The 22078-nt window shown below is 62.9% G+C and carries 16 protein-coding genes and 4 tRNA genes; 13 read left to right on the top strand and 7 right to left on the bottom strand.

What is annotated here, in order from left to right; translation table 11 throughout:
* The first annotated feature begins 21 nt into the window (after positions 1-21).
* From GA615_RS13625 to GA615_RS13590, 8 genes are all read left to right on the top strand, one after another.
* Positions 22-1635, top strand: coding sequence for a sucrose-6-phosphate hydrolase (locus GA615_RS13625; protein WP_152051858.1), 1614 nt, complete (start codon positions 22-24; stop codon positions 1633-1635).
* Positions 1632-2726 carry a phosphoribosyltransferase-like protein gene (locus GA615_RS13620; RefSeq protein ID WP_152051857.1) on the top strand — a complete coding sequence of 365 codons (1095 nt, stop codon included), beginning with the start codon at positions 1632-1634 and terminating at the stop codon, positions 2724-2726. Before GA615_RS13625 ends, GA615_RS13620 begins: the two co-directional genes overlap by 4 nt.
* Positions 2727-2740: 14 nt before the next feature.
* Positions 2741-4657 (top strand): hypothetical protein, encoded by a 1917-nt coding sequence (locus GA615_RS13615; RefSeq protein ID WP_152051856.1) that lies wholly within the window; start codon positions 2741-2743, stop codon positions 4655-4657.
* Entirely contained in the window at positions 4654-5787 is a 1134-nt protein-coding gene (locus tag GA615_RS13610; protein WP_161602328.1) for a hypothetical protein, read from the top strand. The genes GA615_RS13615 and GA615_RS13610 overlap by 4 nt, the downstream gene beginning before the upstream one ends.
* Positions 5784-6905, top strand: coding sequence for a carbohydrate kinase family protein (locus tag GA615_RS13605; protein ID WP_152051854.1), 1122 nt, complete (start codon positions 5784-5786; stop codon positions 6903-6905). Before GA615_RS13610 ends, GA615_RS13605 begins: the two co-directional genes overlap by 4 nt.
* 96 nt (positions 6906-7001) lie before the next feature.
* The gene (locus GA615_RS13600) at positions 7002-7886 is read left to right on the top strand and encodes a phosphorothioated DNA-binding restriction endonuclease (RefSeq protein ID WP_152051853.1); all 885 of its coding nucleotides are present in this window, start codon (positions 7002-7004) and stop codon (positions 7884-7886) included.
* A gap of 155 nt (positions 7887-8041) precedes the next feature.
* On the top strand, positions 8042-9208 hold the full coding sequence (locus tag GA615_RS13595; RefSeq protein ID WP_152051852.1) for a DUF3883 domain-containing protein: 1167 nt from the start codon (positions 8042-8044) through the stop codon (positions 9206-9208).
* A gap of 10 nt (positions 9209-9218) precedes the next feature.
* A complete protein-coding gene (locus GA615_RS13590; RefSeq protein WP_152051851.1) occupies positions 9219-10304 on the top strand; it encodes a hypothetical protein in 1086 nt (361 codons plus the stop codon).
* A 103-nt stretch (positions 10305-10407) separates the two neighbouring features.
* Here the strand turns inward: GA615_RS13590 and GA615_RS13585 are convergent, their stop codons facing one another.
* The 6 genes from GA615_RS13585 to GA615_RS13560 form a co-directional block, all read right to left on the bottom strand.
* A complete protein-coding gene (locus tag GA615_RS13585) occupies positions 10408-11052 on the bottom strand; it encodes a thermonuclease family protein (protein WP_201750187.1) in 645 nt (214 codons plus the stop codon).
* Between the two features lie 250 nt (positions 11053-11302).
* A complete protein-coding gene (locus tag GA615_RS13580) occupies positions 11303-11971 on the bottom strand; it encodes a hypothetical protein (RefSeq protein ID WP_152051850.1) in 669 nt (222 codons plus the stop codon).
* Positions 11968-12666: a hypothetical protein gene (locus GA615_RS13575; protein WP_152051849.1), complete on the bottom strand. Its 699-nt coding sequence runs from the start codon at positions 12664-12666 to the stop codon at positions 11968-11970. The genes GA615_RS13580 and GA615_RS13575 overlap by 4 nt, the downstream gene beginning before the upstream one ends.
* An 80-nt stretch (positions 12667-12746) precedes the next feature.
* On the bottom strand, positions 12747-13064 hold the full coding sequence (locus tag GA615_RS13570) for an amphi-Trp domain-containing protein (protein WP_152051848.1): 318 nt from the start codon (positions 13062-13064) through the stop codon (positions 12747-12749).
* A gap of 64 nt (positions 13065-13128) precedes the next feature.
* Positions 13129-13470, bottom strand: a complete 342-nt coding sequence (locus GA615_RS13565; RefSeq protein ID WP_152051847.1) for a transporter — start codon at positions 13468-13470, stop codon at positions 13129-13131.
* Between the two features lies 1 nt (position 13471).
* Positions 13472-13939: a thioesterase gene (locus GA615_RS13560; protein ID WP_152051846.1), complete on the bottom strand. Its 468-nt coding sequence runs from the start codon at positions 13937-13939 to the stop codon at positions 13472-13474.
* 116 nt (positions 13940-14055) lie between these two features.
* Here GA615_RS13560 and GA615_RS13555 point away from each other — a divergent pair.
* The 5 genes from GA615_RS13555 (at position 14056) to dinB (ending at position 15735) form a co-directional block, all read left to right on the top strand.
* Positions 14056-14132 (top strand) — tRNA-Met (locus tag GA615_RS13555).
* Positions 14133-14181: 49 nt separating this feature from the next.
* A tRNA-Tyr gene (locus tag GA615_RS13550) sits at positions 14182-14265 on the top strand.
* A gap of 33 nt (positions 14266-14298) precedes the next feature.
* A tRNA-Trp gene (locus GA615_RS13545) sits at positions 14299-14374 on the top strand.
* Positions 14375-14386: 12 nt separating this feature from the next.
* Positions 14387-14463, top strand: a tRNA-Phe gene (locus GA615_RS13540).
* A 177-nt stretch (positions 14464-14640) separates the two neighbouring features.
* Positions 14641-15735: a DNA polymerase IV gene (gene dinB / locus GA615_RS13535; protein ID WP_152051845.1), complete on the top strand. Its 1095-nt coding sequence runs from the start codon at positions 14641-14643 to the stop codon at positions 15733-15735.
* Here the strand turns inward: dinB and GA615_RS27845 are convergent, their stop codons facing one another.
* Positions 15736-21840: a helicase-related protein gene (locus GA615_RS27845; protein ID WP_201750186.1), complete on the bottom strand. Its 6105-nt coding sequence runs from the start codon at positions 21838-21840 to the stop codon at positions 15736-15738.
* Between the last annotated feature and the right edge of the window lie 238 nt (positions 21841-22078).

The following is a 22078-nucleotide window of genomic DNA, read 5'->3' as shown; positions in this document are numbered from 1 at the left end:
TCGGCGGAGCCGAGGAGTCTGATGGCATGGTGTGCCACACCAGAGTCTCCGCTAGCCGATGCCGCCGCGAAGTATCGCTTCGTGGACTTCTTCGATTTCGCCCCGCCCTGCGGCAAGGACGGCTTTCTTGCTGTGAATTCCCTCTTGGCGTTCTCGGTCCTTCTCGCCCGCGCTTACGCCGATGCTCTCGGCGCCGACCCAGGTCTGCCCCGCTCATTCTACGATCTGATCTGCGACCACTCGTGGACGGATGCCCAGGCCATCGACATCCGGTGCGCGGAGTTGTGGAGCCGCAACACGCTCGTCGTCCTTCACGGCCCCTCAACCCTCCCAGCCGCCATCGACATCGAATCGAAGTTTACGGAGGCCGCCGTCGGGTCGGTCCAGGTGGCCGATTACCGGCACTTCGCGCATGGCAGGCACCACTGGATTGCGAAGCGGGGTCCGGAATCAGCGGTTCTGGCGATCATCTGCGATGACGATCGCCAGATTGCCGACGCGATGCTCGGCTTACTGCCGCCGGATGTCCCCGTCGTCCGGCTCGACGTGTCGCACTCCGGTTATCTCGCGGCGATCGCCGCAATGTCTCGGGGCTTCTTCGTGACGGCGAGTGCTGGCAGAGCGAGGGGATTCGATCCGGGGGACCCCGGAGTTCCGTCGTTTGGGAGGGAAATCTACCACCTGAACGTCTATCGAGGTCTGACGTCTGAGGATAGCGGCTTGCCGCCGGGTGAGCAACTTGCCATCGAACGAAAGGCCCGCACGAAGGTCGCCGAGTTGTCGCGTTCCGGGCGCCTGGATTCGTGGCGAGAAGCCTATCGCTTGGCCTGCTCCACCCTGACCGATTCCGCCTACGGCGGTCTCGCGTTGGACTACGACGGCACGCTATGCCATGAGGGCGAGCGATACGGCCCCCTGCCGGATATCATGGCCGCAGAGTTCGAGCGGCTCCTTCGCGCCGGGGGATACATCGGGATTGCGACGGGGCGAGGGAAATCGGTGCGGCGATCCCTCCAACAGGCCCTGCCAAGAGATTTGTGGGACCAAGTGATCATCGGCTATTACAACGGTGCTGAGGTTGGATCCTTAGGCGACGACAAGTGCCCGGACGGTCGCGAAGAAGTTGGCCCCGAGCTCCAACGAGTCGCCGACCGGATGCGAGCCGATCCATACATCACGCGGCTGGCTTCCTTCTCCTTCCGCTTGAAGCAGATCACCCTGACGCCTGCTGACGGGGTCTTTCCCGGGCCGCTCTGGGAGTACGTCCATGCACTGCTGCTCTCTTCGAGCTACACTGGTGCTGTAGCCCTGAGATCGGGCCATTCGGTTGATATCGTGGCGCCGGAAACGACCAAACTCACTGCGGTCGAGCGGGTGGCCGAGATGGCAGGGGACGGCAGGCCCGTGCTGCGAATCGGCGACCGAGGTCGCTGGCCTGGAAACGACTTTGCGCTCTTGGACAGCGCTCACTCGCTGAGCGCTGACGAAGTATCTCCTGATCCGAAGGGGGCGTGGAATCTCGCCCCCGCCGGTCATCGAGGCTCACAGGCAACCATCGGCTATCTGCGCAGGCTGAAGACGACTCGCAAGGGCTTACGATTAGCTCCCATAGCGACGAAACGTGGTGGTCGATGAACCAGGATTTCATCCTCGGCCGGCTAAGCGAGATCATGGGGTGGGACACCGATCGCTCACGCCAGGAGTTCGACTGGCTGCGATTGATGTCACGGATGAAATACGACGGTTACCAGGATTTCCTGGCCGGGATGAGGTTTATCGAATCCCTGGCGGACTGGATCCAGCAGTTCTCCCCGGCCGAGAGGGAGGCTGCTTATGGGCTCATCCGCGGCTCCCTTGTGTATATCAGCACGTCGGAGATGAACCATCTAGTCGAGCTCTTCTACCCTGAGACGGTGCAATGGCGGCTTCAGAACGCCGTCGCAGCGCGATTGGGCATACCGCCATACAGGGTGTGGGCCGCCGAAGAGCCCTCCAAGCTCTATCGAAAGCTCCTGCGGCAGACTCTGTTCGTCGAACTGAGCGACGGGGCCAGGATTGATGTCTTCAGGAGGGCGAACGCGGGCACGATCAGCAACGAGCAGGTAGTTACCGCGCCGAGGATCAATCGGGAGAAGTGGGATGACCTGCTCGACGACCTCCGGGCCGAAGACAAGTCGGCGAGATTCTCCTCCATATTCCTGATCGACGACTTCATCGCCAGCGGCACGACGCTCCTTCGCAAGGAGGGCGATAAATGGAAAGGGAAGCTGGCGAGGTTTTGGAAAGAGGTGCAGGAAGTTCTTCCCACCCACTTCGAGAGCGGGTGGACGCTCAATGTACACCATTATATCGGTACGCACCGAGCCCAGCGCGTCGTGCAGGAGCGGCAGAAGGCCGCGCTCACCGAACACGGCGAGGGGAGCTGGTTCAACTCCGTGGAGTTCTCTTTCGGAATCGTCTTGCCGGAGGGCACGCCAATCGACGCGGGGAGCCACCCGGATTTCGTCGCGCTAACAAATCGATATTACGACGACACAATCGAAACCAAGCACATGAAGCTCGGCGGCCATGATGCGCGGCTCGGGTTCGGTAGTTGTGCGCTGCCGCTAATACTCGAGCACAACACGCCGAACAATTCGGTCGCTCTGCTCTGGGCCGAGACCCTGGGCGGCGAAGATAAGCACGCGATGCGGCCGCTGTTCCGCAGGCGTCAGAGGCACGTTTAAGAGGGCACACCGGGATGGAGAACCCGTTCCTAAAACGCGCCAGCGAATACCTACGGGACGATGAGGCCTTCCTGGCGGTGGTAAGCCCGGAGCCCGTCACATTCTTCCTGCGCGGCCGCGGTCAGGCGGGAACGCTCTACGATCGCCTGCTGTTCATGCAGGGGACGCCCGGCAGCGGCAAGACCACCCTGGCGAGACTCTTCGAGTATCCGACCCTTACCGCCCTGCTGCGCAACCGGAGCTCGTCGGGATACCAGTCTCTGGCAGGGGCGCTGGTGGAATGTGGAGGGATCGTCGATGACCGGCCCGCGGTGATCGGCTGTCGTCTCACCATGGAGACGGATTATCGGGATTTCTGGGAATTTCCTTATAACGAAACCTTGAAGATCGGCCTGCTGACAACCTTTGTTCAGGCCAGAGCGGTGCTGGCATGGTTTCGCCATTTAGCGTCGGAGGGCGTTTCGGCTTCGCGGATACGCATAGTTCCCCGCTCGGACGCGGAGACGGCGGTTGATGCTATCGGAGGGCCGGACGCCGAGGGGGTACTGGCGAGGGCTAGAGAGGTAGAGGCAGCCGCTTACGAGATCGTCGGAGCTCTCATAGCGCCCCGAGAGGAAGACCTCAGCCCGGCGGTGACCGGTGCTTATCGCCCCTTCGACGTGATCGACCGGATCGAGGTCGTCCCTCAGAACGATGCCACCTCGCCGTTGTCGCTCCTTCCCCTCGTCATCCTCGATGACGCTAATGTCCTACATCCGAGCCAATTCCGGGCGCTTCAGCATTGGCTGGCTCGGAGAGAGCTGCGGATCGCCCGTTGGATGATCGCGCGGTTTGATATTCTCCTGCCCCAGGAGGCTTTGAACGCGGTCACCGAAGATCGGGCCGAGGCGGATTTTCCCGGCCTGACTGCCGGTCGCGACATCGAAATCGTACTGCTCCAGAGCAGTGGCCCCAGGAGGGAGCAGCGCACTGCATTCCGGCGAATGGCGAAAGACATGGCCGGACGGTACCTCCAGAAGCACTCCTTGTTGGGGCCGAGGCGGCTGATCGTCCTCTCTGACCTGCTGAGTGATCAAGAGGAATCGATCAGCCCATCCGCCTTGCGCGAGTACGGTGAGATGGTCAACGCCGCTCAGCGACGGCTAAGGGTGACGGATTCACGGCGTGAGGAATTCGAGAAAGAAGTTGACAGCTTCCGCTCGGGCGGGCGTGCCGTCCCGCCGGATGTTCGCCTCGCGATGCTGATGGTGCTCTTGCATCGCTACGATCGGCGGAGGAAAAAAGTCGCGACTCTCTTCGAGACGGACCCGGAGCCCTCTCGCCCTATCGCTGCGAACTCGGACGTACACGAGGCGGCCAAGCTCCATCTCCTGCACCGATACAATCGCCCCTTCTATTTCGGGATCGACGATCTCTGCGATTCCAGCTCTGAAAATGCCGAGCTGTTCCTACAGCTGTCGGCAGTCCTGGTTGAGACAGTGGCCACGCAGGTAATCCGATCGAAGGGGCCTCAACTCAGCGCAGGGACACAGAGCCGGCTACTTCGGCAGCGGGCCGAATGGATCATCAATAAATGGTCGTTTCCGTACTTCCAGGAGGTTAGGCAGCTCGTCACCTGGATTGGCAAGCGGTGCGTGGAAGTCACGCAGGAGCCGAACGGATGGCTTACACCGAATTCCTACGGCATATCGCAGGAGGAGTTCGAGAATCTAGCGAAGAATTACCCCGATCTGGCACGAGTCCTCCAATTCGCGGTCGCCTATAACGCCATCCTTCTTGTCCCAAACTACAAGCAGGGATCGAAAATTTGGTGCCTTCTGGAGCTAGGCGGAATGGTCAACCTGGCGCACGGTCTCTCATTAAGGCGTGGCGGGTTTCTTGAGGGCGAGGCGGAGGCCCTGGCCGCATTGCTTGAGGAGCGGCCGTCATGAGCGTGGCTCGACGCTGGGACCCCTGCATCTACCACAGGGGCGTTCATGCCGCCGGATTCATCCGCGAATACCTATCTCACGATGACCGTCGGGTTATGCTCGTCGCCGGGGGCGGCTTCGATCCTCGGTCCACACATATCTGTGAGCTCATGACGGAGGTGGCTGCCGGGCGGTTACAGGGACTATTCCTTCGGGAGGAAAGGCCCGGCCCGCATCCGGAGCTACTCAGGAGGGCGGAGGCGAATTGCGCTCTACTGCGGTCCTGGCTACCCAACGCGATGATCCGCCATATTCAGGTCCTCGCCACCGACAACGCGGCCGTCGGCGGCAGGAATGCCGTTTCGCTCGTCAACGGAATTTCGCTCCAAGGGTTCACGGATATTTTCGTTGATGTTAGTGCCCTCTCCCTTGGGGTCGCCTTCCCGCTGATCCGCCACCTGCTCGAGACCGTGAAGCGAGGGGGCAACGGTACCCCGAGGAACCTGCACGTCGTAGTGATGGACGAGCCGCCGACCGATCATGCGATCCGATCCATAACGGGGGACCTCCCGGCCCCGATACATGGTTTCCGGGGAGGCTGGGGCCTGCACGATAAGTCTCGCGCCGCGACGCTCTGGATGCCGCAGCTAAGTCGGGGCAGGCAGGCGATCCTTCGGCAGATCTACCAGGTCATTCGGAACGCCCAGCCCGATACCGTTGTCTGCCCGATCTTGCCGTTCCCAGCCGCCCGACCTCGACTATCCGACGAGCTGATCGAAGAATACGCGGTGGAGTTGCAGGAGTCTTGGCAGGTAGACGCTCGCGATCTGGTGTACGCGGATGAGAAGAGCCCCGTCGATCTTTACCGGTCGATCTTACGGATCGATGACGCGCGTCGGCGAGTCTTCTCGGAAGTCGGGGGGTCGCAGATCGTCCTGTCACCGGTGGGCAGCAAGGCCCTCTCCCTGGGGGCCCTGATGGCTGCCCTGGAGCAAAATTTTACGGTAATGTACGTCGAAGCCATCGGTTACGATGTCGACTTCGACCGCCTCGATGCGCGGATCTCGGGCCCGGCGGGGGAATTCGTCCATCTGTGGCTGCACGGCGAGGCATACGGAACGCCTCACGATTCGGAAGGAGCCGGAACATGAAGCGATCACGAAAGCAGGCTACCATGCGCCCAGACATGAGCCACCCTGCAGTGGTCGGCTCGGGACTTCTCGCGCTCGACATCGTGATCAGCGAGGTGAGCGGAGCTCCCACGAGCTACTGGGCCGGCGGGACTTGCGGAAACGTCTTGATAGCCCTGCGTTACCTTGGTTGGAACTCCCAACCTGTCGCCCGCCTGCGGTCGGGTGCCGCTGCTGATCGCATCCTCGCGGACCTTCGACGATGGGGGGTGTCCGACCGTTTTATCAGCACGGCTGATGATGGCAGCACGCCCGTGATCGTGGAACGGATCACTCAGGGGAGCGGCAACATTCCCCGGCATTCCTTCTCATGGCGATGCCCAGAGTGCGGGTCGCAGTTCCCGGCGTTCAAGCCGGTCCTCGCCACGGTAGCCGAAGAGATCGCCGCGATGGCGGCGGGGGCTCAGGTCTATTTCTTCGACAGGGCGACGCCGGGAGGAATCATTCTCGCCAAGGCGTGCGCCGAGAATGGCGCCTTGGTCGTATTCGAGCCATCGAGCATCGGGAACCAGGTTCTCTTTCGCCAGGCCTGGGAAACCGCCCACATCGTGAAGTATTCGCACGAAAGGCTGCGGGAGCTGCCCGAGATCGGGATGGAGGGGATCCCGCGCTTGCAGGTCGAAACGCTTGGCGAGGCTGGCTTGCGATATCGTCGTGTATCCCAGAGCCACCGGGCGGGTCGATGGGTTGAAATGAAGGCGTTCCCGGTCGATTCGATCCGCGACACGGCTGGCTCGGGGGATTGGTGCACCGCCGGCTTCATCGAACGGGCGGGTAGGGGCGGGGCCGAAGGCTTCCAAAAGTTAACCGATAGTGATCTGGCTGATGCGTTCCGCTACGGTCAAGCCCTCGCTGCTTGGAATTGCGGTTATGAAGGGGCCAGAGGGGGAATGTACGCCGCTGACCACTCGAGTTTCGTCCAGCGCGTCCAGGAGATCCTCGACGGACATGCTGACGGGAATGGTATCCTCCCAGCCCCTCCCGCGAGGACATCCGAGAATGTCGGGGGCATCTGCCCCGCCTGCATCAGGTCGGAGTCGGACGGCTCTGCAACCGGTACGACAGGCCCAGCACGGTAGACCAAACGCTACCGGCTTTGCGGGTGTGCGGCCCCATCCAGCATCCGGGCTGTGGCGTTCGTGGCACCAGTCGGTTAGCTTCATGATGGGGCACCCATGGGCAGCGAAACCGTCCTTCACCGCTTCGACGGCCTGAGCATCTGGAAGCAGGGCGACCAGCGCGCCCCGCACAAGCCGCTCCTCGTCCTCTACGCTCTCGGTCGGTGGCAGGCGGGCCAGAAGGATCTCTCGTTCCAGCAGGTCGAGCCAGACCTCACCGCCCTGCTTCGCGAGTTCGGTCCGCCGCGCAAGTCTGACCACCCCGAGCAGCCCTTCTGGCGGCTCCAGCGCGACGCCGTCTGGACAGTCCACGCCCCGGAGGGCCTGACTCTAAAGACCGGCGACGACATCCCCCGGGTCACCGAGCTGCGGACGCACGACGTCCGGGCCGAGTTCTCGCCTGAGGTGCAGGCCGCCCTTTCCGCTGACCCCGGCCTCGTCGCTGCCATCGCCAGCCGGATCCTCGAGCAGCATTTCCCAGAGTCGCTCCACCCGGACATCCTGAACGCGGTCGGCCTGACGCTGGAGACGGCCGTCACCCGCCGCAAGCGCGATCCGGCCTTCCGCCAGCGGGTGCTCAAGGCCTACGAGTTTCGCTGCGCCGTCTGCGGCTTCGACGTGCGGCTCGGCTCGGTGTCCATCGCCCTGGACGCCGCCCATATCCGCTGGCACCAGGTTGGCGGACCCGACACCGAGGACAACGGCCTTGCCCTCTGCGTCCTGCACCACAAGACGTTCGACCTGGGGGCTTTCACCGTTAGGGAAGGCGTGCTGCTCGTCTCAGACCAGGCGAACGGCACCACCGGCTTCCAAGAGGCGTTGCTGGCCTACCACGGCAGGCCGATTCGGGAAGCCCAGCACCCTGACTGGCGGCCGGAGCCGAAGCATCTCGATTGGCATGGCCGCGAAGTCTTCAAGGGCGAAGCCCGGCACATCGGGTAAGCCGAGGCGCGAGCGGATCTGGCCGAGTTGCCACCTGAAGAGCGTTAGCCAGCGCATCCGGGCGTGCGTGGGGTCAGTGTCCTGGCGTCGACGATCTCGAGCAGCTACGATCTTGGAACCGTGGTCCGATTCGTCCTGTAGCGCTGCTTTCCGCGATGCCACAATCGATTCCCAAAGGCCTGACCGCCGAACACGTCAGGCTCGCCCTGGGCGAGCTAGACGCCGGGGTCGAGCATCCGTTCGGCGCGCCAACGGGTTACGAGGTCGTCTACGAGGGGCGCCGCTACCCGCCCAAGGCGGTGATCGGCTTGGCCTTCCGTCACCTTCACGGCGAAATTCTGCGGCCGGAGGCGTTCAGCGGCGGGGAGGCACCCGGCCAGGCGAACCAAGTTCTGCGGCAGTTGGGATTCGAGGTCGAGAAGAAAGGCGAGGAGACGACCGACTCCGAGAAGCGTGCAGACTGGACCGCCGAGGAAGTCTCACTGATCGTCGCCGACTATTTCGACATGCTGCGGCACGACCTGGCCGACCGGCCCTTCAACAAAGCTGGGCGCAACCAGGCCCTCCGGGAGCAACTGAACGGCCGGAGCAAGGGCTCCGTCGAGTTCAAGCACCAGAACATCAGTGCCGTGCTACTGGAGATGGGGCTGCCTTACATCAACGGCTACAAGCCCGCCAAGAACTACCAGAAGCGGCTCCTTCCCCAGGTGGTCGAGGCCTACCTGGACTCCCATCCCGAGCTGGCGAAGGAGTTGGAGGCGTCTCCCGTGCTGAACCCTTCAGCGTCACCATCCTTAGCTGAGGGGGGCGTGGAGGGCTACTTCGACGATCCGCCCGACCGGATGGTGCTTCCGAGCGGCGATTCAAAGCCTTGGCTCTCGCGGCGGGGACGTAAGGTCGATTTCGCGAGGCGGGACGCCCTGAATCGACAGCTAGGGCAGATGGGGGAGCAGTTCACGCTGGAGATAGAGAGGAAGCGACTTCTGGCTGCAGGACGTGACGACCTGGCGAGCCGAGTAGAATGGATCTCCCAGACCTGCGGCGATGGCGTCGGGTTCGACGTGCTCTCATTTGACGATGCCGACGATAGTGAGCGATGCCTGGAGGTCAAGACAACGTGCCTCGGAAAGTACTTCCCCTTCGTGGTCACGGAGAACGAGCGACGTTGCTCGGAGGATATCGAGGAGCGGTTCCACCTCTACCGGGTCTTCGATTTCTCGCGCCGGCCGCGGGTATACATACTGAGCGGGGCGTTGTCGAAGACTTGTCTGCTGGAGCCGGTGCATTACAGGGCGTCGGTGAACTTGGAATTGGCCGACTAGGAGTTGGGCCATGCTGACCGCGCTTTACTACCCCCATACCGTGCTGCGAGGTGGCGGCCCTCATAACCCTCACGGCGACGAAAGCCTGCTGAAAACTGCGCTACTTCTCTGGGATCGGTTGGAGTTTATCGTCCCCCACGAAGGCTTTCAGCTCCGAAATGAGTACTCCAGCCCCCAATTCAATAAAGCCGTTGAGTTAATCGGGGCGGGGGTGGTCCCAAATCGGACGCAGAAGAAGCGGGCCCATCAATTGATTGAAGAGCTCGTTACATCTCCTCTGCCGGATGATTTCCGGTGGGACGAGCGGATCCCTGAAACTAATCGATACCTTATCTACCCGGACAAGTTCCTCGGCGAGACTTTGGAAGCGCTCAAGCAAACAAATTTGGCCATGCCAGACAACCTCGGACCCTACGAAGACTGGGTCATGAGCAGGAACGTAGGCTTGGCGATAATGTCGATCCTCGCCGAGTCTTGCGCCGGAACGCAAAAGCGGCTCGTCACAGATCAAACGAATTCATACCGTCTGCTGGCCCGATCCATAGCCGCGATCCAGAAGGTTCCCGATGGTCAAGCGAGCGCCGACGTGGAGCGACTGGTCACCATCGCCGTCAAAGTGCTCGATCCAGATCAATTTACGCTCGGCGAGCTCATCGAACTTCGAGAGCAAGAGTTGAAGAAGCCGGGGAAGCGGCTCAGGAAGATGCGCCATAATTTTATGAATCATATTGACGCCTACGTTAAACGAATTGCAGCCTGCCAGGGAGATACCGCTGACATCCGAGAGATCGAGAGGCAATATGAAGAGGACGTGCGGGACGATCTACAGGAACTGAAGGACAGTCTCAAACGCAGCAGGACAGACGCCTTACTTTCCAAGGAATTTGGCATCGGGACCATCGCCACCGTGGGATCGTCAGTGGTCGGCGAAGGATTCAATATCCCGGCTCTGACGATGGTGGCGGGGGTGGCGGCCGTAGGAACCCTGGTGTCGGGTGTGCGGGCCTATCAGGCGAAGAGACGGGACGCACTATCCAAACACGCGATGTCATGGCTACTCATGGCATCACGCCGCGGGACACTCGAGTGGTATTGATCGTCCCTTGCAACTGCCAATCAGCTATGTCGTGGCTCTTCGGAGGCATGGCGAATAACCGCAAGAGTTGGACCCCGAAGCAACGCCAGCGCGCGATGGGGCTCTACCACCGGCAATCCCCCGCCTTCCGATATCCCGCCGACTCGGCCTCTGCCGCCGTCTTGAACGGGACGCGGTTCTTCTCGCTCATCGAGGCCGCGCCCCGGCAGTTCGGTGTATGGTAGACGAAGCTCCGGCGGTTCCCCAAGACCCCCGCCGTAACGGGGACGCCCTTGCCGCTCCTCCATTCCCAGGGCGGCACGGCCCATAGCCCTCGCTTCGCTGCCTTCGCCTCGGCCTCCAGCGTGGCCAGCTCGCGGTCGGCGGGGGCGTACTGCCGATACCAGTGCGCCATCCCAGCTCGGACGAGCTCATGATTCATCGAGCGGCCGTCGGGCAGGAACACCTCGGCCACGGTGCGGCCGTAGCGGTCCCGGTCCATCTCCCGAACGGTCACCTGCTGGCCGAAGGCCATCTCGGACGCGGCCTGCTTCGCCCGCGTGCCAAAGTCCTGGCCGGTCTCCGGAGCATCTACCCCATGCAGCCGGACCTTCACCTGCCGCTTCTCGGCGGTCAGGACGGTCAGCGTGTCACCGTCGGAGATGCCGACGACCTTGGCCGCGAAGTCCCCAGCGAGAGCCGGGAGAGGCCAGCAGACGAGGAGCAGGAAGGCAGCGATAAAGCGTTTCATGCGAGCAGGATAGGCCATTGACCGGCTCTTGGCTAGCGGGATCTCAGAAGGCTCCTACCGATAAACCGCGCATACCTGAGTCCGGCACGACGTGGACGATGCCCGAGGTGCCCTCGACGTCGAGATAAGTCAGGCCGATGCCAGGGTCATCGAGTTTGGATTATGGGCCTCTCGCCTTCCTATTCTTGATGATCGCTGAGAATCTATTGATTGAGTGATAGCCAAGCAACGGTGCTAAGCGGACTTAGGACGAGCAGCGTCCATAATATTAAGGTAGTGAAAGTTCGCCAGTTCTCATCATCTCCTGCAGTTGGGTTTTCCCTTTATTCCAGTAGACCGAATCTCTTGCGCCAGGTCGCGTCTCTTCCTCCCACACATAGTAAGCACTGATGGCCACCCACTCCTCGGGAACGGGCGGGAAAAACAAAGTCATGCACTTCTTCAGCCGCTCAAAAGCGACTGGCGGGATTACCAAGGCGGGCTGTGCGCCACGTCTGCCGTGGGAAACCCAGTTACGGTATTTCCGGACTTGGTTTACGTCTTCGATCAGGTTGTTGTCCGACCCCTTAAACGAGGACAAGACGGCATAAAAACTCCCTTCACCAATACGGTCCCGAGCCGCCCTGATGGCATCTCGAATCGCTCGGTGTTGGTATTGTGGTTCCTCGGCTTGCATTTGGTCGAGGATTGCGCCACGCACGTTGGCCTCGAAAACCGAGAACAGTACCACCACAGCCAAATCGTCGAGATGCACTGACGCATTCACCGCAGCTCTAACGATCGCCTCTTTGGTCAGGTCGATGAAGTGTCGGTCGCCCCTCCAAGGCGGCGCATCCCACGGAATCCTGTCCCAATAACGATTACCCATTCGCTCCATTCGACGGAGCGTTTTTTTGGTATCCTCATACCACAGCCAGGCATCGTCCAGCGTCCTCATGACAGAAGATCCTGCAACGCCGCCACAAAGGTTTCTTTCGAAAAATCTTGGATCGTATAATTGTCGTCATCCACGATGTTCCACTTCTTGGCATCAGCAGAGGCAACACGGAAAAGCATGTACTTCCGCGTCCTGTTTCGCATGTCTACCCGTCCCTCGGCACGGAGCCCAAGGTCCCCGCTCCTGCCTATGGCACCCACGATGTTGCGTCCCTCTGGAATTACCTCAACGAATTTCGCCGCCAGATTGATGCGAAGAGCAGCGACGTCGTAAATCCCTAATCCTTGCTCCTCTTTTGAGATCTTTCCCGTTTCGACGGTCAGGACTTTTTGGGTGTCTTCCTCCGCGAGCCACTTAATCATCTGAGCGAGCAGGTCAGCAACAGCGTCCTTCCAATCTTCGATAAGCCGTCGGCGTAGTTCGACACCCCCCTCACGTTTCGCCTGCTCCTCTAGCCACTCTTTGAAGCTGAGCCGCGGAGAGGAAGTCTGCTCGCTGATAGTATCTGCAGCGGCTGCCCAAGCAGCGTCTTCGGTCGGCCCACTGCCAAGATGCTCTGCACCAAGGGTTGGCGAGGAGAGCACCACCCAGCCGCCCGGCATGTACGGCTCTCGTTGGCCGAGAACGTAGACCGGCTCCCGGTGAATCGCCTGGGCATGAGGAAAGCGAGAGCGTACGATTTGTTGCGGATCCAAAGTGGCATCCTCCTAGGACGCAAGTCTTGCGTCATTTTACCACTCATCCATCGCCGGAGCTACCTTCGGCCAGAGCACGGTCAACCCTCCTTCGACCGGGCTTTCGCCCCGCCTCCGGCCTTCGCTTTCCCCTTGGCCGCGGGCTTCTCGGTCTTCTCCGGAAGCACCGGCGACTTCCAGGTGATCTGGAACTCGACCTCCTCCCCGTCCTCGCCGCGCTCGTGCTCGACGCTGATCATCGCGTCGGGCGGGATCGACACCCGCTCCCCGGCCACCTGGATGCGGAACCGCTGGCCGCCCTCCACGGCGTCGGCCAGCCTCCGGAGCTTGTCGGCGAATTGGGAGAGTGGGTAGGCCTTGGTGACGTCGCGCTCGGGCTTGGCTTTTCGGGCGGGCATGGCTGTGGATGGTCCGGGGAGGGGTAGCCGATCTCGAAACAGACCGCGTAAGCGGATCGACTCATCAGGCGAACCGCATCAGCAAGACCAGCGAGGCGACGGCCATGACGAGCCCGATGACCTCGTAGGCGTTGAGCGACTCCCTGAAGGCGAAGGCCCCGATGGCCGTCAGCAGCAGGATCATCGAGACCGAGTAGACGACGCCGATGGTCGCCAGCTTCAGGTGCCGCATCACGTAGACCCAGCCGAACGCGGTCGAGGCGTAGACGGCGAAGCCGACGTAGAACCAGCCGGAGCGCAGCGGGGCCTTCTGGGCGCTGGCGAGCTTGAGCAGGTAGTCGCCCAGCACGCCGACGGCGCTGAATCCGACGGTGACCAGGATGGGGAGATAGCCCTTCACAGGCACGCTACCCCAGCAGGTCCACGATGCGCTTGACCTTCTCGGCGCCGAGGCTGGCGACCAGCGGCTTCATGGCCTCCATGGCCTCAAGCAGGTCGGGTTCTCCGCCCGAGGGCGCCTGCTTCGGAGGCGGGGCCAGGTAGCCCTCGACCCCCTGGCTGGGGGCCGCTGCCTTGGACTTTCGCCCCGGCTTGTACTTCTTGCTGGTCTCCCGGCTCTTCATCTGCGACTTCGTGGCGCTGAAATGCTGTGGCGCGACCTCGATCCCGAATTCCTTAAGGATATACGCGGTGCCCTCCTGAGGCCCCTCGTGTCCGGCAGCTAGGGCCCGGCGGATCGCTTCGGCTTTGGTCATCCCCTTGACGCCGGATTCATCGGGCTCCTGCGACTCGATGGCCACCTGCTCCTCGATGTCCTGGCTCTCGTCCTCGGGCTCGATGCGCTTGGGGGCGGCCTTCGCTGCTCTCTTGGCCATGGGAGCCTCAGGGTTGGGAGGGCGACTGTGGTCGACAGATTGCCCATCTTAACAGGACAGCGGCAGCTTGCAACATAGTGCTTGCGCCAAGACAGCAGATGCCATATGGTCATCGAAGCGGGGTGGAGCAGTCCGGTAGCTCGCCAGGCTCATAACCTGGAGGACGCCAGTTCAAATCTGGCTCCCGCTACCAATTATTGGCTAGGCATATGGACAACGGATCTCGATATTGCCGCCCTTACGGGGCGGTATCCAAGCGGACAAAGGAAGCGGTCTGTAAAACCGTCGCTTCGGCTTCGCAGGTTCGAATCCTGCCCGCCCTACCATTCCCACGACCTCGATTTAGCTGGTGACCTCACATCAGTAGGTTGTGAGGGTTAGCATGCCGGTCTCCAAAACCGTGCGGAGCGCGTTCGAGTCGCGCTACTGGTGCCAATATCAAATCCTGTGAACGTCGCTCAGTTAGGTAGAGCGCAGCACTGAAGATGCTGGCGTCGCTGGTTCGATCCCAGCCGTTCCCACCAATCCCCGCATCGTGGTCGCCAAGTCGGCCTATCGCGCAGGCTCGCCTGTTCACTAGTGGCCATTTGCGTGATAGGGTTACTGACGAGACCGGTCGGCGTGGTGATGAACCGGCCAGCGCCGGGCCGATTCGAGAGAGGGAAGGGCGAAGCGAGGTCATCAAGCCCGGGGAAGCGAACGTGGTCGGGCCTGATCGGCAGCGGAAGGTCATTCACGTCGACATGGACGCCTTCTACGCGTCTGTGGAGCAGCGTGACAATCTCGAGCTACGCGGGCAGCCCATCGCTGTCGGCGGCTCGCACGAGCGGGGCGTGGTCGCGGCCGCGAGCTACGAGGCCCGCCGGTTCGGCGTCCGGTCTGCGATGCCCTCGGTCACGGCGAAGCGGAAATGCCCCGAGCTGATCTTCGTGAAGCCGCGGTTCGACATCTATCGGGCGGTGTCGCACCAGATCCGCGCCATCTTCGCCGAGTACACGCCGCTCGTCGAGCCGCTCTCGCTCGACGAGGCCTATCTCGACGTCACCGAGAACCTGAAGGCCATGGCATCGGCGACCAACATCGCCGAGGAGATCCGGGCCAGGATCCGCGCCGAGACGGGCCTGACCGCCTCCGCCGGCGTCTCCTACAACAAGTTTCTGGCCAAGATGGCCTCCGATGAGAACAAGCCCGACGGCCTGTTCGTCATCACGCCGAAGATGGGGCCGGGCTACGTCGAGGCCCTGCCGGTGGGGAAGTTCCACGGGATCGGCCCCGCGACGCAGGCGAAGATGGAGGGGCTCGGGATCTACACCGGCATCGACCTCAAGGCCCAGACTCTGGAATTCCTGCAGGAGCATTTCGGCAAGGCGGGCCCGTATTACTACTGGCTGGCCAGGGGCATCGACGAGCGGCGCGTCTCCCCCGATCGCGTCAGAAAGTCCGTCGGCGCGGAGACGACGTTCAGCACCGACATCTTCACGCCCGAGGAGGCCCGAGCCGCCCTCGATCCGCTCATCAGCAAGGTCTGGACGTACTGCGAGAACGCGACCATCCGGGGGCGGACGGTGACTCTCAAGGCCAAGTACGCCGACTTCCAGCAGATCACCCGCAGCCGGACCCTCGATGAAACGGTCGCATCGCGGGCCATGCTCGAGGAGCTGGTCTTCGCGCTCACCGAGCCGCTCTTCCCGGTCAGCAAAGGTATCCGGCTGCTCGGCGTGACCATCTCCTCGCTGGATACAGAGTCGTCGCCACGCCCTGGCCAGCAGCTCCTTCTGCCGTTCCAGTCGGCATGATCAGAACAGTCTCAACTGCTCCGCCTTCGCCTGGCGGCGGCTGACCACCGCCTTGGCGTGGCCGTTCGTCAGCCTCACCCGGTCCGGCATGGGGACGACCACGTGCTCTGGCGCCTGAACAGGCTCGGGCTGGGCTGCGTCCGGCTCCGGGTTGGCCTCGACCGAAGCTGGCACCTCGGCCGCCTGCTGCTCGGCCAGCTTTTCCCTGAGCCGGGCTGTCACCGGCCTCTCGGCCCTTGCGGCCTTCCTCACCGCACGCTCGGGGGCGGCCTCGACGGTGTTCGCCTCCCGCAACGCCTTGATCTTCTCGGCCACCTCGCCGGCGGGAGGGATGCCCTCGGGTGGGTTCTCCGAGAGGCCGGCCTTGAGCAGGTCGCGAAGGCCCGCCAGCTGGCTCATGTAGTCGGCATGTTCGAACGGTTTTCCGAGGCGGGCCTCGTAGTCCTTGAGCTGGCCCTGCCTCACACCGATCTCCGCCCGGTGGCTCCGGCAATCGTAGTCATAGCTGTTCGCCAGCCGTTCCAGCGCGTTCAGCACGGCACGCGGGCCGGGGTTGTCCCGCAGCAGCGTCTCCCGGCGTCGGGTCGCCCCGTCCAGCACGACCTCCGTCCCGCCGAGCGGGTGCAGGATCAGGCTGGCCTCCAGTCCGCGGTATCGCCCGAGCGGGGTGCGGTAGGTCTCGCTCACCTTCTCCGGCATCCGCTTCATGCGATCGGCGACTGCCTCCTGCGACGGAACAGCCTCGCTCTTCGCGAGTGTCGCCTTGTCGGCCTCCAAGCCCTCCAGCCGCTTCTCCAGCCGCCGGATGTCGTCGGGGAGGTCCCTGACCGACTGCCTTGCGCGGTACTGCTCGTCCAGGTGGTTCTTCCGCAGAATAGCCAGCCGCTGGAGCTCGGCGTCGGCCTCGGCCAGCGTCAGCACGGCCGGGTTGCCCGAGGCGATGGCCTTCACCTCGGCATAGCTCAGCTCCTGGCCGCCGATGTCCTCGGCCTTCCTGACCGCGCAGTCGCCGCTCATCACCTGGGCGATGAATCGGGCCTTGGTCTCCAACGCCTGCCACATGTAGGCGTCGAACGAACCCTCGGTGACGTATCGGTAGATGGCCACCTCGGAGTTCTCATTGCCCTGACGGAGGATGCGGCCGTCTCGCTGCTCGACCTCGGCGGGCTTCCAGGGGGCGTCGAGGTGATGGAGGGCCACCAGTCGCTTCTGGACGTTGGTGCCCGTGCCCATCTTGGACGTCGAGCCCAGGAGCACGCGAACGGTGCCCTGACGGACCTTCTCGAACAGTGCCTGCTTCTTCGCGTCGGTGTCGGCATCGCCGATCACGGCGATCTGGGCCCGTGGGATGCCGTGGTCGACCAACTTCTCCACGATCTCGTCGTAGGCCGAGAACGGGTTTGCGTTCACGCCCATGTCGCAGAAGACCATCTGCGTGCCGCGTTTCTCGGCGGTCGCGTTCCAGATCCGGGCCACGTTCCTGACCAGGGCGTTGATCTTCGACTCCGGGAAGTCGCCCCCGGTCCCGAGCATCCGGCCGTCGAGGGCCAGCTTGCGGCCGTCCGTGGTGATCGCCAGGGCGTTGTCCTCGCGTGGATCGACCTTCTCGTTGCGGATGCGGTCGTACCGCTTGATGAGCCCCGCCTGCAAACCCTTCTGCTCCTCGGACATGGGGCAGGCCATGGTCTGGGGCTTCCCGCCTTCAAGCTTCGGCCGGGGCAGGTCCAGCATCTCCGCCGTCTGCACGTCGGCGAAGGCGCGGAACATCTGGACCAGCTCGGGCAGGTTCACGAACTTCGCGAAGCGGCTGCGGGGCCGGAGCGATGCACCGTCGGGCGAGATCTCCATGGAGTCCACAACCTCGCCGAACGTGGCGGCCCAAGCGTCGAAGTGCTCGATGCCGCGCGAGCGGAGCCCCTCGGGGTCGAGGAACCGCTGGTTGGTGTACATCTCGACCATGGTATTCGTGATCGGCGTGCCTGTGGCGAACGTGACGCCGTGGCCAGGGTGGCGTTCGTCGAGGTAGCGGCACTTCATGTACAGATCAAAGGCCCGTTCGGAGCCGCTGGTCTGGATGCCTGCGACACGCTCCATCTTGGTGGGAGTTTCGAGGTTTTTGAAACTCATCGCCGACTCGTCTACGAACAGGTGGTCAATCCCCAACTCATCGAAGACCAAACCACTGTCCTTCTTGTCCTCAGCCAGAAGAGCTTTGAGCTTTTCTTCCCTCGCCACTTTTTGCTTTTCTAGCGTCTTCGTGATGTTCCGGCCCAGCGTGGCCTTGTCAATCAGGAGATCTTCGTATTCTTTGATCTGATCGCGCAGGAACCGCTCTTGGAACTCACGCGACATACCAATCCGCTCGAAGCTCGAATGAGTGGTGATGATGCCATCCCAGTCTCCTGAAGCGATCCGAGCCGTCAGGAGTTTTCGCTTTTCTCGCGTGAAATCCTCCTTGGTCGCGACGAGAAGCTTGGCATCAGGATATAACTGGAGGAATTCGCGAGCGAACTGCTCCAGCATGTTGTTCGCGATGCAGTACATCGGTTTTTTAATGATGCCAGCCTGCTTCATCTTCATTCCGGCGGCGCACATCTCGTAGGTGTTGTGGGTGACGATGAAATCATCCGTGATGTAGAGGCGCGACGGGTGGGCTACTGCGATACACTGGGAGGGTGCGACCCCGTCAGGGGATATAGAGACGATGCACCGCTTCGGGGTGCGGCGATTTATTGTGGACCCCTTCCAGGCTAGCACCTTTCGCTTCAGCCGAAATGGAACCATTCCATCAGGCAGCTTTACGTCTACGGTGAATTTGACGCTTCCTGGCGCAGCGCCTTCCATGATGCGCTTGTGCGGGATGCCGCCCAAGCTCCTCACCAGCGCGACCATTCCGTCGGCCAATCTCTCCGAGTAGCTGGTGTACCGGGCCGTCCGCCCCACCACCCCACCGTCGGCATCCATCAGGCCCTGGATCATCCCCAGGCGGTCGGCCGGGGAGGCGTAGAGGTAGTCGTTAGGGATGAACTTGTCGCGGCTCTTCAAGTTCCACAGCCCAAGCTCACGGATGATCTTGTTGAGCGGGTTCGGCCTGACGCCGCCCGCGACCATCCACGCGACGGGACACTTCCCCGGCTTCGACCAGGTCTTCGCCGTCACGCCAGCGGGCAGCGCGAGGTAATCGAGTTGAACGGACTCGGGGACTGCCAGTTGGACCGAGAACTGGCGGAAGGATGCGTCGCCGATGAGCACGCCGAGGGTGTATGGGTCGAGTGGCAACTCAACGGCAGTGAATTCAACCGGGCCGGTCAGCGGCACGTAGTGCCGTTCGTGAATAGTTCGGGCTAGCTCCTCCGTAGTTCTGACTTTGGGTTGCCCCTTGACGGTGACATGCCCTTCGCGCTTCGCCTCATTCCATCGCTGCCGTTCCGCACTCGTCTGGGTCAGCCAGAGATGCTCTCCGCATGCTCGCGTAGATGAGCCATCGGAGAAGGCAACCCGCCAGATTGCCTTCTCACCTTGCGGGAAAACTCCAGTGACCTGCGTCACGGTGCCATCGCCCGCGATTACCTTATCCCCCGGCCGGAGGTTGCCCATCCGCACCCAGCCAGTTGGTGTCAGGACTTTCGCGTCGAGTGGCTGGGCCTTGCCCGCTCCGACGGCGTGCGCGAGCAGCGTGTTCCCCGCCGTCATGCACCGCCAGACCGCGTCGACCTGATGGGGCTTGAGCGTGATCGCCCTGCTCATCCCCGGAAAATCTAGATGGCTGCCATCGAACAGCCGTGGCCGGATGTTGTTGTAGGTGTCGTTGTAGATCCTCACCAGCCGCTCGGTGCGGTCGGGGTCGGCGAAGATCCACGACTTGAACCGCTCCTTGATGAGCTTCTGCTTCTCCTTGGCGGCCTGCGTCTCGGTCGGGTTCAGGACCCGCTCGTCGCCGTTGACGCCGCGGATCGTGTCGTAGATGACCGGTGATTTCAGGTTCAAGGCCTGGGCGAGCAGCTCCGTGCCGTTGATCCGGCCGGTCCCGAAGTCGGCGGTGGCCGCGACCGACTGGATGGCCCGGTAGTCGGGCTCCAGGCTCCAGACGGCATCCTTCTTCAGGTGTCCGACGGTGAACGAGCCGCCGAAGAGCTCCTCAGCGAACGCCTTGATGTCCTTCTCGGGGATCCATGGGGCGCCCAGGTTCGCGTCGATGTCGCCGGGTAGCACGTCCTCGGGCTGGACTGAGCGCAGGGCCTCGACGTTCCGGGCATACCCCGGCCCTGCCTTCTCGGCGACGGCGAGCTTGTGGCGGACGTTCCCCGAGAGGTAGTCGTCGGCGACTTCGAACTTCCCGGTCTCAGGGTTTTTGAAGATCAGGTCGCCAAGCTCGGCGACGACGGCCTCCTCGGGCTTCCCGTAGAGCAAGGCGATGAACGGCAGGTCGACGGCCCCTCGCTCGTTCAGCGAGACCAGCAGCCCTTCCTCCGCGGAGGCGACGTGCGTGACGGGCGGCTTCGGGCCGACCACGTCCCGCTTCATGATAGCGGCCTTCTCCGCCTTGCCGGTCGCCTCGTCGTACTCCTCGAGGCTCATGACGAGCATGGCGTCCGGGTCCTCCCGGAACTTCACCAGGTTGGGCATGCGGCGGATGGTGCCGTTCTTGGTCTCCGTGAACGTGGTCTTATTGACCGGGCCGTACTGGGCCACGAATCGGTCGTAGGCCGCGTTGAGCGCCCGGCGTGCCTCCTGGCGGTTCGCCTCGGGCCAGCCCTCGTTCTGGGACTGGAGCACGCGGCGGGCGAGGTCGCGCAGCCCGATGAGCGAGCCGATCTTTCGGGCCTGGGGCGTGCCGTCGGACCTGAGGAGGACGCCGCAGTAGGTGACGGGCTCGGCAGTTCCGTTCTCGACCTGGCGGATGACCTTGTCGTCGCCGACGAACAGGGAGCCTTCGGTGATATGCCGGAGCGGCGGGGGCGGGACGAAGGCTGGTTTTTCTACTTGGACTTCTACTACATCTACTCGTTTTTCGGGGTCTAGTAGAACGGCCGGAGGCGGATTCGGCCGCTCCGCCTCGGACTGCTTCACCTGCGGCAACCGGGCGATGGCCTCCTTGAGCTGGCTGGCCAGGTCGCCGTTCGACTTCACGCTGAACCCGACCGCCCCGTGGAGCAGGTGCTCGCGACTCCAGTCGCCGAGGACCATCTCGTCGTGGTTCAGGAAGTAGCGGTTGACCGGCAGGTCGGCCCCGGCGATGCCGATCTCGGAGGTTTCCAGCCATTCCGGGTCCGCGTGGTTCGGCGCCTGGCCGGGGGCCCGCTTACGCAGGAACAGGATGTCCGTGGTGACCGCCGTGCCCTCCCGCTTGAAGGCGTCATTCGGCAGGCGGATGGCCCCGAGGAAGTCGGCCTGCGAGGCGAGCAGTTCGCGGACGGCGGCGTTCTGCTTGTCGAGGGTGAAGTGGCTGGTGACCACGGCGAGGACGCCGCCGGGCTTCAGGGCCTCGACCGACTTGGCGATGCAGAAGTCGTGGAGGGAGAGCTTCCGGCCGTGGAAGTCGAGGTGGACGTTGGCGAAGGGGACGTTGCCGATCACGGCGTCGAGAGGAGGGAGCTTCGAGTCGCGGAAGTTTTCGATGCGGATATCTGCCGAGGGATGCAGCTCGCGGGCAATGCGGCCGGTGAGGGAGTCGAGCTCGACGCCGATGAACCGCTGACCTGCGGGAGCGTGAGCCATGAAATTGCCGGTCCCGCATCCCGGCTCGAGCACGGTCGCGGTGGTAGGAACGCCCAAACGCGAAAGGGCGTCGTGCATGGCCCGCATGACGACGGGGGAGGTGAAGAACTGGGAGAAGGTCGTCCGCTTGGCGGAGTCGTATTCCTCGGGGGTCAGGAGCGAGCGGAGCTCCTCGCCGATCTCGCGCCAGCCGTCCTTGAACTGGCCAGTGACGGGATCGGAGAAGATGGAGAGGGCCACCGCCCCGAAGCCGCCGAATCGGCGGAGGGCCTGCATCTCGTCGTCGGTGGGGGGACGCTGCTCGCGTTCGACGGTCTTGAGCGTGCGGATGGCGGCGAGGATGTCGCGGGCTTTGGCTTTCTCGCCTGATGAGAGGGGATTGTCCATGGAACCTCCTTGAGACGTTGAAGGCCCCGCGAGCGGGGGCCTGACGTCGGAGCGATCAACCGACTCAGCAACGGCCGGGTCAAGCGAAATGGGAGGGGACCCATTGCAGCTTGAAGCGGACGGCTGGGGAGGTACGGTCGCGGAGGAAGGCCCTGGCGGGCCGTGCACGGTATGGGGAGGGGGTTCGGAGAACGAGAAAAGCCCCTGGCCGCGAGACGGCCTGACACGTTCCACGAAT

Origin of the sequence: Tautonia marina, from assembly GCF_009177065.1 — a bacterium.
GTDB classification, from domain to species: domain Bacteria; phylum Planctomycetota; class Planctomycetia; order Isosphaerales; family Isosphaeraceae; genus Tautonia; species Tautonia marina.
Note: the sequence above shows the minus strand (reverse complement) of the source record. Positions and strands in the feature narration are given on the sequence as shown.